Annotated in this window: 8 protein-coding genes and 1 riboswitch; of the genes, 5 read left to right on the top strand and 3 right to left on the bottom strand. The window is 57.3% G+C overall.

What is annotated here, in order from left to right:
• Positions 1 to 13 precede the first annotated feature (13 nt).
• The 3 genes from OSH04_RS09015 to OSH04_RS09005 all read left to right on the top strand — a co-directional run bounded on the left by OSH04_RS09015 (position 14) and on the right by OSH04_RS09005 (position 3,996).
• The gene (locus OSH04_RS09015; RefSeq protein ID WP_035270353.1) at positions 14 to 526 is read left to right on the top strand and encodes a sigma-70 family RNA polymerase sigma factor; all 513 of its coding nucleotides are present in this window, start codon (positions 14 to 16) and stop codon (positions 524 to 526) included.
• 5 nt (positions 527 to 531) lie between these two features.
• On the top strand, positions 532 to 1,509 hold the full coding sequence (locus OSH04_RS09010; RefSeq protein ID WP_035270357.1) for a FecR family protein: 978 nt from the start codon (positions 532 to 534) through the stop codon (positions 1,507 to 1,509).
• 63 nt (positions 1,510 to 1,572) lie between these two features.
• Entirely contained in the window at positions 1,573 to 3,996 is a 2,424-nt protein-coding gene (locus OSH04_RS09005) for a TonB-dependent siderophore receptor (RefSeq protein WP_266108298.1), read from the top strand.
• 18 nt (positions 3,997 to 4,014) lie between these two features.
• Here the strand turns inward: OSH04_RS09005 and OSH04_RS09000 are convergent, their stop codons facing one another.
• Both OSH04_RS09000 and OSH04_RS08995 read right to left on the bottom strand, forming a co-directional pair.
• Positions 4,015 to 4,968 (bottom strand): ABC transporter substrate-binding protein, encoded by a 954-nt coding sequence (locus OSH04_RS09000; protein WP_266108296.1) that lies wholly within the window; start codon positions 4,966 to 4,968, stop codon positions 4,015 to 4,017.
• 187 nt (positions 4,969 to 5,155) lie between these two features.
• Positions 5,156 to 7,000, bottom strand: a complete 1,845-nt coding sequence (locus tag OSH04_RS08995; RefSeq protein WP_266108295.1) for a TonB-dependent receptor domain-containing protein — start codon at positions 6,998 to 7,000, stop codon at positions 5,156 to 5,158.
• Between the two features lie 70 nt (positions 7,001 to 7,070).
• Positions 7,071 to 7,235, bottom strand: a riboswitch (cobalamin riboswitch).
• 142 nt (positions 7,236 to 7,377) lie between these two features.
• Between OSH04_RS08995 and metH the strand changes: the two genes are divergently transcribed.
• Complete coding sequence (gene metH / locus OSH04_RS08990) at positions 7,378 to 11,151, top strand: methionine synthase (RefSeq protein WP_266108294.1); 3,774 nt, start codon at positions 7,378 to 7,380, stop codon at positions 11,149 to 11,151.
• Position 11,152: 1 nt separating this feature from the next.
• Entirely contained in the window at positions 11,153 to 11,992 is an 840-nt protein-coding gene (locus OSH04_RS08985; protein WP_060185322.1) for a helix-turn-helix transcriptional regulator, read from the top strand.
• Positions 11,993 to 12,081: 89 nt separating this feature from the next.
• Here the strand turns inward: OSH04_RS08985 and OSH04_RS08980 are convergent, their stop codons facing one another.
• The gene (locus tag OSH04_RS08980; RefSeq protein WP_238441739.1) at positions 12,082 to 13,515 is read right to left on the bottom strand and encodes a DHA2 family efflux MFS transporter permease subunit; all 1,434 of its coding nucleotides are present in this window, start codon (positions 13,513 to 13,515) and stop codon (positions 12,082 to 12,084) included.
• Positions 13,516 to 13,549: the final 34 nt, after the last annotated feature.

Genomic DNA, 13,549 nt, shown 5'->3' with positions numbered 1-13,549 from the left:
TTGATCAGGGTCTATGGACTATTCGTCAGCGCCCATAGGGATGGGAGATTTCTATCAAGATCACCGTAGCTGGTTGTTGCGGTGGTTGCGCGCGCGTCTGCATTGCAGCTTTACGGCGGAAGATCTGGTGCAGGACACCTTTGTGCGTCTGCTGTTGGCCCCCTCTACCGTTCATCATTTACGTCATCCTCGTGCGTTTCTGGCTACCACGGCCAGAAGGCTGTTAATTGATCGCAGCCGACGCATGGCTGTTGAGCAAGCCTATCTGGAAGCCTTGGAGGCGACCTTGGCCGAAGGGGCGCAAGCACCCTCGGCAGAGCAGTGCGCCCAAACCCTGGAGGCGCTGGCCTTGTTGGCTCAGGCTTTGGACGAGTTGCCCGCGCGGGCTCGCATGGTGTTCCTGAGCTGCTATCTGGATGGGGAAACGCAATCAAGCGTGGCCAAGAGCTTGGGGGTTAGCGAACGCACTGTGCGTAATGATCTGGTGCAGGCTTTGCTCCATGTTCAGACCTTGATTCCAGCTTGAGCCTCATGTCCAACGAGGAAATAGAGCGACAGGCCGCCCAATGGGTTGTGCTCTTGTCTGATCCCGAACAATTCACCGAACAGACCCAAGCCGAATTCATGGCCTGGCGTGCGCAGGACCCGCGTCACGAAGCGGCGGCTGCAGGTATGGAAGCGGTCTTGGGCAGAGTCAGAAAACTGGCGGTACAGGCCAATACCACCCCTGGCCGTAGTGCGCTGGATGCAGGATTGTCGGCGCGTCCCAAGCTGTTGCGTGATTGGCGTCAGGGCATGATGCTGCTGCTCTGGGCTGTGGTGTTTATCTTGCCGATTCTGGCCTTTGTATTGCCCTGGTCCAATCAGTCCGTACAGACCGCTGCCGGAGAATGGCGCAGTGTGGTGCTGGAGGATGGCACTCGTTTGGAGTTGGCCGGAGCATCACAGGTCAAGATTTTGTATAGCAAGCAGTACCGGGATATTGAGCTGCTGGAAGGGCAGGTCCGGGTGGTGGTAGCCAAGCAGCCGGATCGACCCTTGCGGGTCTTGAGCAGCCAGGCGGTATCGCAAGCCTTGGGAACTGAATTTATTGTGCAGGAACAGCCGCAAGGCACGCTGTTGACGGTGCTGTCTTCTCGGGTGCTGGCTTATCCGCGCCCCCAGGGCCCGCAAGCCGCTCGCGAACTGGGGCCCGGCGATCAGGTGCAGATCAATGCACAAGGCCTGGGGGCGAACCGCCAGACCGATGTAAGCCGTGTCATGCGCACTTGGGACCAGCGGCAGTTGCTTCTGGAGCATGTGCCTTTGACGCAGGCTCTGGAGCAGATCACCCGCCAGTACTCCGGCAAAACACAGATCAATCCGCAAGGTATGGAAGGTTTGACGGTCAGCGCTGTCTTGCCTGCCGACAAGCCCTTGTCGGCTCTGGCTTTGCTAAAGGACTTGTATCCCCGATTGCAGGTGCAGAACCTGTCAGACCAAGGATTGATGATTAATTTCAGGCCTTGATTGCCGCTTTTTTGAGCTCGTGCGTCTTTAACAGATAGACCTTGCCAAAGAAGGAGAGATTTCATGGTCCCGAAGAATGCGCCGCCTTTGGCGCTTGTGAAGACGCCGTTCATGCCCAATACCTGCCGCCGCCTGCTGGGCTTGGCCTTTGTAGGGGCCTTGATGCTGAGCGTGGCGCCGGCCTCGGCCCAGACGACCCAAGCCTACGCGCTGGAGGCCGGGGATCTGGCCAGCCGCTTGAGCCAGTTCGCTCAACAGGCCGGGGTAGCGCTGGTGATGGATTCCTCCCGATTGCAGGGTTTGCGCGCTCCGCGCTTGCAGGGGCAGTATTCGGTGCAGGATGGCTTTGCCGCCTTGCTGGCTGGGCAGCCGTTTCAGGTGCAAAGCCGGGATCAGGGCTATGTCTTGATTTCCTTGCCCGATAGCGACACCTTGGCGGACGACGCCAGTGTGCAGTCTTTGGCCAGTATTGAAGTGCGTCGCAATGCGCTGGGCGACATTACCGAAGGTTCAGGCACGTATGCAGCGGGCACGATTGCCACGGCAACCCGCTTGCGTCTGACTCCGCGTCAGACGCCGCAGGCCATCAGCGTGACTACACGCAAGAAGATGGACGACTTCAACCTGACCAGTATTGATGACGTGGTGCGCCATACGCCGGGCGTCAGCATCATTACTTACGATAGCGAGCGTACCGCCTACGAGGCCCGTGGCTTCGATATCAAGAACTTCCAGTACGACGGTATCCCCACCTTGCGGGATTCGCCTTACTCCGCCGGTAACACGTTAAGCGATATGGCAATTTACGACCGTGTTGAAGTCTTGAAAGGGGCCTCTGGTCTGTTGACTGGCAGTGGCAACCCTGGCGCCACGATCAATATGATTCGCAAAAAACCGACGCAAGAGTTTCAGGGCCACGCCAGCGCGGGTGCGGGGACGTGGGACAACTATCGTGGTGAAGTGGATTTCTCCGGTCCTTTGAACGAGACAGGGTCTATACGTGGCCGCATGGTCGGTGCCTATCAGGACAAGAAAAGCCAGCTGGACCACTACCAACGTCAGACTTTGGTGCTGTACGGCATTATGGAAGCCGACCTGACTCCAGACACCCGCCTGACGCTGGGGGCGGATTTGCAGGATAACGACCCCAAAGGCTCGACCTGGGGCGGCATCCCGATTTATGACGCGCAAGGCAACTTCAACGATATGGACCGTTCTTTTAATAACGGTACGCGCTGGAGTCGCTGGAACCAGTACACCCGTTCGGCCTTTGCCACTTTGGAGCATGAGTTCGACAGTGGCTGGATGGCCAAGGTGCAGCTCAATCACCTGATCAACGGTTATGACTCCGAATTGGCGGCGGTGGCGGCTGGCAATCCCGATCCTTTGACGGGCAAAGGCACCTCCTTATGGTCCGGGCGCTACGTGGGCAAGACGGTCTCGAATACAGCGGACTTCTATGCGACCGGCCCCTTTGAACTGTTCGGACGCGAGCATGAGTTGGTGGTTGGAGGCGGCGTATCGCGTCGTCGCTGGACCAATGCGTCTTACGGTGAAAACAGTAATACCGATGTCTCGAATTACTACGAATGGGATGGTCGCTGGCCGCGCATGAACTGGAAGCACCTGGGCGATGATCGTGAAGTGACACGAGAAAATGGTTTGTACGTCAGCACGCGCCTGAACCTGCGTGATGACTTGAAGCTGCTGCTGGGTACACGTTATGCCAACTACAACAAGCTGGATATGCGCGAGACAGGTGTATGGGTGCCTTACTTTGGGGCTGTGTATGACCTGAACGACAACTTCTCGGTCTATGCCAGCTACACCAATATCTTCCAGCCCCAAGATTTGCAAGACGAGGGCGGTCGTACTCTGGATCCCTTGCGAGGCGATAACTACGAGGTCGGTGTCAAAGGCGAATTCATGGGCGGCCGTTTGACGTCCAGCCTGGCTTACTTCCAGCTGCGTCAGGATAACTTTGGCAAGGAGACGGGGGGGCGCACACCGTCGGGGGGTATCGCTTATGAGGCCACTCAAGGTGTGCGTACTCATGGCGTAGAACTGGAAGTGGCCGGTCAGTTAACGCCGCAATGGCAGATGCATGCAGGCTATGCCTACAAGCTGTCGCGCCGCGATGGTGAAAAGGTGTCGACCCTATCGCCTGAGCACCAGTTCAACATCTATACCACCTACGATTTCGAGGGCGACTTGAATGGCCTGACCTTGGGCGGCGGTGCACGTTGGCAAAGCAAGACCTGGGGCGATGTCAGTCGACCTGGATCGCCGGGCAAGGTGCGGCATACGGTCTCGGGGTACTGGCTGGTAGATGCGATGGCGCGCTATCGCTTCAACAAAAATTTGTCGGCCACTTTTACCGTCAATAACTTGTTCGACAAGCGCTATTACTCCATGTTCTCCTGGTACAGCACCTATACCTGGGGCGAACCGCGCAACATGATGCTGGCGGTGAAGTATCAGTTCTAAGCCGAAGTAGAAAACCGCTCAGGATACCTGGGCTCGATAGCGATCCAGTTGCTCGCATAGTTCGCGAGTCGCCTCTATCAGCCTGGGGCCGGGGCGGTACAGCGCATCCGGGTTCAGGTTCAGCAAGGCGTGGGGACTTAGCCCCAGATGCTTTTCCCAGAACAGGTGGCGGGCGCGCAGTTGGGCCGGATCACGGTAGGCCATGATGACCACTTGCGGGCGCTTGTGCAGCACGTCTTCCAGACTGATGGTGGGGGCGACGGCAGCATGGCGAGCGTAGATGTTTTGCGCTTTGCAGGTGGTCAGCACATCTTGAATCAATGGATCGCGCGCCAAGGTGTACAAAGGCTCGGAGCCGATTTCCAGAAACACGCTGACCGTCTCGCCCAAGCGGCTGTTCTGGCGCAGGGCGGCAATCTGATTGTCCAGCAAAGCAGCCATCGGAATGGCCACCTCCGCCGTATCCAGGCTGTCTCCTGCCAGACGGACAAAGGCGGGAATATCGTCCAGTTTTTCAGGGGCGGCAAAGATCAGGCTGATATGGGTTTGCTGTAGCTGGCGCTGTAATTCAGGGCCGATCTGGTTGGCTTGCCAGGCCCAGACCTGATCAGGCTTTAGCTCCAGCAGCCGTTCCGGGTTTACGCGCAAGGCGTCCCCAATGCGGGGCAAATCCTTGGCGGCAGGCGGGTAGTCACTGGAACTGTCTACGGCGATCAAGTGCTCTTGGGCACCGGCGGCAAACAGAATTTCAGTGATGTGAGGGGCCAGACTAATCGCGCGGGCTGGAGCGACAGTTTGTGGGGGTTGGACTGCTTGCCCTGTCGCGGCTTTTTGTATTGTTTTATCTTGCTGCTTGCTCTGTACTTCTTGAGTGCTTTGCTCTGTGCGTGTCTGTGTCTGTGTCTGTGTCTCGGGCTGTGCTTGAGACTGCGCCTGTGACAGCAGCGGGTCTTGCTCCTGCGCTTGCGTCAAGATGGGCAATCCCAAAAGCAGGGCGAACAGGCAAAGCAAACCCCATAGCCCCAATCCGCTCCAGACAGAGCGCTTTGAGTGCTGAAGACGACAAGTCGCAGGCAAAGAGGGCATCGTGCGCCTTTAAGTAAATGGCGCGGCTCTTGTGCAGATCCGCGCCAGAATCAAGCGAAGCTGATTTTACTGATTACATGCGCCAGGCAAAGTTCAGGAACACGCTGGAGCCGGCGTTGTTATAGCCACGAGCCAAGGTGTAATCCTTGTCGAGCACATTGTTCCAACGCAGTTGGGCCTCCAGACTGGAGGTCAGAGGGTAGCTGGCGGTCAGGTTCAACAGGCCGTAGCTGCCCAGACGCTGTTCGTTCTTCGCATCTTCATAGCGATGGGAGGCGAACAGGTACTCTGCGCCGGTTTTCAGCTCACCAAACTTGTGCTCCACAGCCACTTTGTAGTTTTGCTTGGCACGGCGCACCAATTGCTTGTCGGTGTTTCTATCTTTTGGGTCGGTGAAGTCAGCACTGGCGCTCAAAGTGGTGTCGCCCAGTTGCTTCATGGCCGTCAAAGTCAAGCCGGTGATACGCGCTTTTTCGGTGTTGCTGGTCGTGCACTCGAAGTTGGCGTCACACACATAAGGGTTGATCATGTCGCGGATGCGGTTCTGGTAGACCACCAAGCCCAGCTCAGTCGTATCGTCCGTGTAGCGGATATGGCCTTCGACGTTGCGGGATTTTTCCGGTTTCAGATCCGGGTTGCCTTGGAAGCCCCAGTTGTATGGCGAGTACAAGTCCGCGAACGTAGGTGCACGAAAGCCCGTGTTGGCGGCGACGCCTACTGTCCAGTTGCTGGTGATATCCAGGTCATAGCCCAGGCCACCCGTTACCTTGTTGCCATAGCCACTGATATTGTCGTTACGCACGCTGGCTTGCAGGTGGTGTTGATTGATATCGCCACGGTAAATCAGGGCAAAGGCATTGGTGTTGCGCTTGTCGTCCTTGTGTACGGTGGTGTGGGTCATGCGCTCTTCCAGACGCTCGGCCAGCAAGGAGACGGTATGGCCCTTCGCCACGGTCAGATCGTTTTGCCAGCTGTATTGGCGTTGCAGTGTGGAATAGCGAGAGCCAAACGCGCGGTTTTCCACTGTTTCTTTGCTTAGCGAGGCACTCAGGCGGCTGGTCCACAACTCAGACAGCTTGTTGGTGCTGGTCAGGCCGTAGGCTTGCTGACGTGTTTGCGTGCTGGGGGTGCGGCGTTCGGACAGGCCGTTGTCGAATTGACCATCCATAAAGCTGTTGATGGCAGTCATGCCCAGGTGTTGGCCTTGTGCCCATTCATATCCCAGAGAACCGTTCAGTCCGTGCTGGGTGTAGCCATTTTTGTCCGGGTTGTAGCTGAAGGACAGCGGGTTGGTTGCGTTGAAACCATCGCTGGTGCCGTAGCTGGAAGCCAGGCTGTAGTCCCAGCCTTGGGCCGCACCTGAAAAACCGGCGCTGGCTTTGAAGGTGTCTTGCGAACCCAGGCCTACATTCCCCCATGCGCTCAAGGCACGGTCGCCGCCGCCTTTTTTGGTGATGATGTTCACCACACCACCAATGGCATCCGAGCCATAGAGGCTGCTGCCTGCGCCACGCACAATTTCAATGCGTTCGATCAGGGCGGGGTCAATCGCTTGCCAGTTCACCGAACCACTGGTGGAGCTGTTGATGCGCATCCCGTCGATCATGACACGGGTATGTTGTGGATTGGTACCGCGCAGGTAAATGCCCGTTGTAGTCTGCGGGCCCCCACTGCTGTAAATCTCCACCCCAGGCTGACGTTGCAAAATTTCGGCCACACTGCTTTGACCTGCTTTCTGCAAGGTTTCCTGATCAATCACCGTCACGTCACCCACCACGTTTTTCAGTGGCTGAGCCATGCGGCTAGGGGTAACAACAATTTGATCCAGTTTGGCGACAGGGGCAGTTTGGGCCGTGGCGATCAAAGGCAGGGCGCCCGCCAGGGCGACCATCAAAGGTCTGATGGACAGTAGTGTCATGGAGATTCCTGTGAGATGTGCGTCCCCGCACATCAGTAAGCGAAGCCGCCCACCGTGGGACGGCCATGAATTCAGGGTCGAGAAGCAGGCTGGTGTCGGGCTTTGCGTGTAGCAGGTACCGTTGCGGGGGCAGCACGTTTGGCAGTTCCAGGGCGGAACCGCTCACGTTTCCCATTTGACTTTCCCAGGCCCAAGGCTGCATGGGCCGGAAAGCACCTCTTTCCGAGCGGAAAATGTTACATGCCGCTGGGGCAAAGGTTAAGTGTTTAGGGTGGATTCGCTGTACAAAGCGCTACAATTGTGGCGCCAATCCACCATTCTCGCGGCTCTTGCTGTCAGATGCCGTCAACGTCCCGTTTCGTGTTACGGAGCTTTTAGTGTCCTATCCTGCTTTGCCTTATCCGATCTCTGCCTATTCGCGTGGTGCTGAATTTGCGCGCCGTTTGGGGCAGCAAATTCTGATTCTGGATGGTGCAATGGGCACCATGATTCAGCGTTACAAATTGGGCGAGGCTGATTTCCGAGGCGAGCGCTTCGCGAATCACCATAAGGACGTCAAAGGCAATAACGAATTGCTGTCGCTGGTACGCCCTGACATCATTCGTGAAATTCACGAGAAATATCTGTCCGCCGGTGCCGACGTCATCAGCACCAACACGTTTGGTGCAACGGATATTGCCCAGGGTGACTACGATTTGCAGGGCATCAGCTATGACCTGAACCTGGCTTCTGCCCAACTGGCCTGTCAGGCGCGCGATGCCTTCAGTACACCCGAGTGGCCGCGTTTTGTAGCCGGTGCCTTGGGCCCACAGCCCAAGACGGCTTCTATTTCCCCGGATGTGAATGACCCGGCCGCCCGTAACGTCACCTTTGAGCAGCTGCGTGTAGCGTATACGGAGCAGGTTCGAGCCTTGCTGGATGGTGGCGTCGATATTCTATTGATTGAAACCGTCTTTGACACGTTGAATGCCAAGGCGGCTGTTTTTGCTCTGGAAACGGTCTTTGATGAACGCGGTGAACGCGTTCCGGTGATGGTGTCGGGCACGGTCACGGATGCCTCGGGCCGTATCTTGTCTGGTCAGACCGTGGAGGCCTTCTGGAACTCCATGCGTCATGCCCGTCCTATTACGATTGGCCTGAACTGTGCCTTGGGCGCTGCCTTGATGCGTCCCTACGTGGCCGAGCTGTCCAAGATTTGTGACACCTATGTGTGTGTCTACCCCAACGCTGGTTTGCCCAACCCCATGGCGGAGACCGGCTTTGACGAGACGCCTGCCGATACCTCCAGCCTGCTGCAAGAATTCACGCAAGCCGGTTTGGTGAATATGGTGGGTGGCTGCTGTGGCACGACGCCAGAGCACATTGCCGCCATTGCCGAGCTGTGCCGCAAGCTGCCTCCCCGCATTGTTCCTGACGTTCCTGTCAAAACCCGTTTGTCGGGTCTGGAGCCACTGAATATTGACGAAGAAACCCTGTTTGTGAACGTGGGTGAACGTACCAACGTCACGGGCAGCAAGGCTTTCTTGCGCCTGATTCAGCAAGAAAACTACGAAGAAGCCTTGTCGGTGGCCCGTCAGCAGGTGGAAAACGGTGCACAGATTATCGACATCAATATGGACGAAGGCATGCTGGACTCGGCAGCCTGTATGCATCGTTTCCTGAACATGATTGCCTCCGAGCCGGATATTGCCCGCGTGCCCATCATGATCGACAGCTCCAAGTGGGATGTGATCGAAACGGGTTTGCGTTGCGTTCAAGGCAAGGCCATCGTGAACTCCATTTCCATGAAAGAGGGCATTGAGCCTTTCCTGGAACATGCCCGTCTGTGTCGTAAATACGGTGCCGCCATTGTTGTGATGGCGTTTGACGAGCAAGGTCAGGCCGATAGTTACGAGCGTCGGGTGGAGATTTGTGAGCGCGCTTATCGCTTGCTGGTGGACGAAGTCGGTTTCCCACCTGAAGACATTATTTTCGACCCCAACGTCTTTGCTGTTGCAACCGGCATGGACGAACATGCGACTTACGGTCTGGACTTTATCCGCGGGGTAGGCTGGATTCACAAGAATCTGCCGCATGCACGCTTGTCCGGTGGTATTTCCAACGTCAGTTTCTCCTTCCGTGGCAACGAAGCCATGCGCGAGGCTATCCACACCGTCTTCCTGTACTACGCGATCCAGGAAGGCCTGACCATGGGTATTGTGAATGCCGGTCAGTTGGGTGTGTACGCCGATATCGAACCGCATCTGCGCGACTTGATCGAAGACGTGATTCTGAATCGTGCCGAGCCCAAAGGAAAAACCGATCCGGCTGACGAACGCACCCCCACTGAACGCCTGGTGGAAATGGCCGAGAGCGTCAAAGGCTCCGGCGCCAAGAAAGAGGAAGACCTGAGCTGGCGTGAAACCACCGTCGAACAGCGTCTGATCCACTCTTTGGTGCATGGCATTACCAGCTTCATTGTGGAAGATACGGAAGAAGTTCGTCAGAAGATCGATGCCCAGGGTGGTCGCCCCATCAGCGTGATTGAAGGCCCCTTGATGGACGGCATGAACGTGGTGGGCGACCTGTTCGGTCAGGGCAAGATGTTCCTGCCGCAGGTGGTGAAATCCGCGCGTGTAATGAAGCAGGCCGTGGCCCACCTGATTCCCTTTATCGAAGAAGAAAAGCGCCAGATCGAGGCCGCAGGTGGTGATGTGCGCTCCAAAGGCCGCATGGTGATTGCCACGGTGAAGGGCGACGTCCATGACATTGGCAAGAACATTGTGTCCGTGGTGATGCAGTGCAATAACTTTGAAGTGGTCAATATGGGCGTGATGGTGCCTTGTGCCGAGATCCTCGCCAAGGCCAAAGAAGTGGAGGCCGATATCGTGGGTTTGTCCGGCCTGATTACTCCCAGCCTGGAAGAAATGGCCTATGTCGCTTCCGAGATGCAGCGCGACCCGTACTTCCGTGAGCGCAATATTCCTTTGATGATTGGCGGCGCAACCACCAGTCGCGTGCATACGGCGGTGAAGATCGCCCCGCATTACGACGGCCCGGTTATCTATACTCCGGACGCCAGCCGCTGCGTGGGTGTGGCTACCCAATTGGTGTCGGACAATGTGGAAGAGTTTTTGGCCGAAGTGCGCGAGGAATACGAGCAAGTGCGCCAGCGCCATGCCAATCGTAAAGCCACGCCTTTGATCTCGCTTGAAAAAGCGCGCGAAGACAAGCCTGCCATCGACTGGTCCACCTACGTGCCGCCACGCCCCAAATTCATTGGCCGCCGCACTTTCAAAAACTACGACTTGGCCGATATTGCCCAGTTCATCGATTGGACGCCGTTTTTCCAGACTTGGAGCTTGTTCGGCAAGTATCCGGCCATTCTGGAAGACAAGGTGGTGGGCGAACAGGCCAAGACGCTGTTTGCTGAAGGGCAGGCCATGTTGAAGAAAGTCATTGAAGGACGCTGGTTGACGGCAAACGGTGTGATTGCGTTCTACCCCGCCAACACCGTCAATGGCGAAGATATCGAGGTCTACTCGGACGAATCGCGCAGCGAAGTCCTGTTCACCTGGCGCAACCTGCGCCAACAAGGCGTCAAGCGTGAAGGCGTGGATAGCAAGTGTCTGGCTGACTACATTGCTCCGAAAGAAAGCGGCGTGGCCGATTACATCGGCATGTTTGCGGTTACTGGCGGGATTGGCGTGGACAAGCTGTCCGAGCGCTTCCAGGCTGCCGGCGACGATTACTCGGACTTGATGATCAAGGCACTGGGCGACCGTTTTGCCGAGGGCTTTGCCGAATGTCTGCATGCTCGCGTACGTACCGACTTGTGGGGCTATGTCACCGACGAGCGCCTCTCCAACGAAGAGCTGATCGACGAGAAGTACCAGGGCATTCGTCCTGCTCCCGGCTATCCGGCCTGCCCGGAGCACGTAGTCAAGCACGATATGTTCCGTGTCCTGCAGTGTGAAGACATCGAGATGTTCATCACTGACAGCTACGCCATGATTCCGGCTTCCAGTGTGTCGGGCTTCTACTTCAGCCACCCGCAGTCCAAGTACTTCAACGTGGGCAATATTGGTGAAGACCAGTTGCAAGACTATATCCAGCGCAGTGGTCGTACGGAAGAAGACGTACGCCGCACCTTGTCGGGCGTATTAGGCTGATATGGGAACGACGGGGCCAACAGGGGCTAATCCGGGCGGCGCCGAGAGCGCCTCTCAAACCCGGCGTCAGGCTTTGGGACGATTTTTGCGTAATGCACGCGAGCGTATCCAGCCTGTAGATCTGGGGCTGGCCCCCGGTGTGCGCCGTCGCACTCCTGGTTTGCGTCGCGAAGAAGTGGCGCAGCTGTGCGATATCAGCACCACCTGGTACACCTGGATCGAGCAGGGTCGCGACGTTACCGTGTCCCCCACGGTCTGCGCCCGCCTGGCGACGGTCCTGAAACTGGCCCGGGCCGAGCGCCACTATCTGTTTGAACTGGCTGATTGCGCCGACCCTGAACATTGGCAGGGTGATATTCAACCCTTGCCGCAAGGCTTGAGCGCATGTGTCGATAGCATCTCCGCTCCGGCCTACATTCTGGACCGCAGCTGGAACGTACTGGCCCGCAACGAAGCCTTGTTGGGTTTGTTCGATGGCTGGCCCGACCGTAGCGAGCAGCCCAATCTGCTGCGTTATATCTTCCTGGACCCCGCAGCGCGTGAGCTGGTGGTGGACTGGGAGCAGCGCGCCAGCCGCGTCGTGGCCGAGTTCCGCGCTGACGTAGGCGCCCATGCGGACGAGGCCGATATACAGGCTTTGATCCAGGAGTTGGCGCAGCAAAGTCAGGTATTCGCTTTCTGGTGGGGACGTCAGACCGTAGTGGAGCGGGAAGGGGGCTTGCGGGATTTCCGGCACCCCAGCCAGGGAGTGCGCCGCTTTCAGCAATTTACCTTTCGCCTGGCGATACGGCCGGATTGCAAGCTGGTGATGTTGCTGGAGGATGAGGATAAGCCGGCGTAAGCGCAGCTTGAGCAAGACAGCAGCTTGAGCCGCTGCGTGCCTTGCTCCTTCAGTCTTCCTGGCCTATTTTTTATGTGAGTAAAGCAGACCTACTTTTTCTGCAAAGACTCACCATCGCTGGCTGACAGTCGGGCAAAAGACAGGCTGGAGATGGCGGTGATAGCACCCAGAATCAGAAAGGCCCAGATCGTATCCTGGGTCTCCACGCTGCTGGCTCCGCGCAATGCCATGCTGATATTCAGCGTTACCGCCGCACATGCTACCCCCAGACTGATAGCCAGTTGCTGCGCCATGGCAGCAAAACTGCTGGCCTGGCTCATGGCTTCAGAATCCAGGTCGGCGTAGGTCAGGGTGTTGACTGCGGTGAACTGCAGGGAGCGGAAAAAACCGCCTGCGGTCAGGACGGCAATCATGAGCCACATGGGCGTGGTGGCCTGGAACATGGCACACAGGGCAATGAACAGGCCCGTCAGCCAGGCGTTGACGATCAGGACTTTGCGAAAACCGTAACGCCGGATGATGGGTGGGGCCACCAGTTTCATGCCCAAGGCACCAATGGCACCGGTGAAGGTGATCAGGCCTGCTGATAATGCGCTCATGCCAAAGTTGGTTTGCAGCATGATGGCCAACAGGAAGGGCGCAGCGCCTAGCGAGAAACGACACAGATTGCCGCCAAGCACGGAAATGGCAAAGGTTTTGGTGCGCAGCAAGGACAAATCAATGATTGGGTAGGCAACTTGCCGGGAGTGCCAGACGTACCAGGCGCCAGCGACCAGACCGGCCATTGTCAGCCAGCCCAAGGTATCCCAGCCCAGCGTGCCATGGCCTACGTTCTCGAAGCTGGTCACCAGAGTGGCTAGACAGATGGCGCTCAAGATAAAGCCCAGCCAGTCCAGGGGCGGGCGCTCTGTGGGGTAGTCCTCGCGGATATAGCGCAGCACCAGGGCAATGCCCAGTATGCCAACGGGGATGTTGATCAGGAAAATCCAGTGCCAGCTGGCGTACGTGACTAAAAAACCACCCACGGGCGGGCCGATGATGGGGCCCAGCAAGGCAGGCAAGGTCAGCACCGCCATAGCGCTTAAAAGCTCATCTTTAGGGACGCGCCGCAGTAAGATAATGCGTCCCACCGGCACCATCATGGCCCCAGCCATGCCTTGTATTACGCGGGAAATAATCAACTGAGACAGGGTCTGGGACAGGGCACATGCAACAGAACTGGCGGTAAAGAGTAGAATGGCGGCCAGGAACACCTTGCGAGCACCAAAGCGGTCTGCAGCCCATCCACTGATTGGAACGAATACCGCCACGGCCAGCAGGTAGCTGGTAATGATGGTATTCATGCGGATGACGCTGGTATCCAGCGACAAGGCCATCGTGGGCAGGGCAGTGGCTACAACCGTAGAGTCCAGCATTTGCATGAACAATGCACATCCCACAATGTAGGGAATAATGCGTATGGCTCGACGCTCTTGAGGGGACATGGTCGCCGGTTTGGCGGCTTCGGTCTGTTCAGATGCCATGCGGCGAACTCTCTGGTGTGCGGTGCAGTAAACT

This window comes from Alcaligenes nematophilus, assembly GCF_026344155.1.
Lineage (GTDB): Bacteria > Pseudomonadota > Gammaproteobacteria > Burkholderiales > Burkholderiaceae_B > Alcaligenes > Alcaligenes phenolicus.
The sequence above is the reverse complement of the archived record's forward strand: the minus strand, read 5'-3'. Positions and strand labels throughout refer to the sequence as shown.

Bases quoted from the DNA above. Each gene is read 5' to 3' on its own strand.
- OSH04_RS09015 (WP_035270353.1), top strand. From the start codon at position 14: ATGGACTATTCGTCAGCGCCCATAGGGATGGGAGATTTCTATCAAGAT.
- OSH04_RS09010 (WP_035270357.1), top strand. From the start codon at position 532: ATGTCCAACGAGGAAATAGAGCGACAGGCCGCCCAATGGGTTGTGCTC.
- OSH04_RS09005 (WP_266108298.1), top strand. From the start codon at position 1,573: ATGGTCCCGAAGAATGCGCCGCCTTTGGCGCTTGTGAAGACGCCGTTC.
- OSH04_RS08995 (WP_266108295.1), bottom strand. From the start codon at position 7,000: ATGACACTACTGTCCATCAGACCTTTGATGGTCGCCCTGGCGGGCGCC.
- OSH04_RS08985 (WP_060185322.1), top strand. From the start codon at position 11,153: ATGGGAACGACGGGGCCAACAGGGGCTAATCCGGGCGGCGCCGAGAGC.
- OSH04_RS08980 (WP_238441739.1), bottom strand. From the start codon at position 13,515: ATGGCATCTGAACAGACCGAAGCCGCCAAACCGGCGACCATGTCCCCT.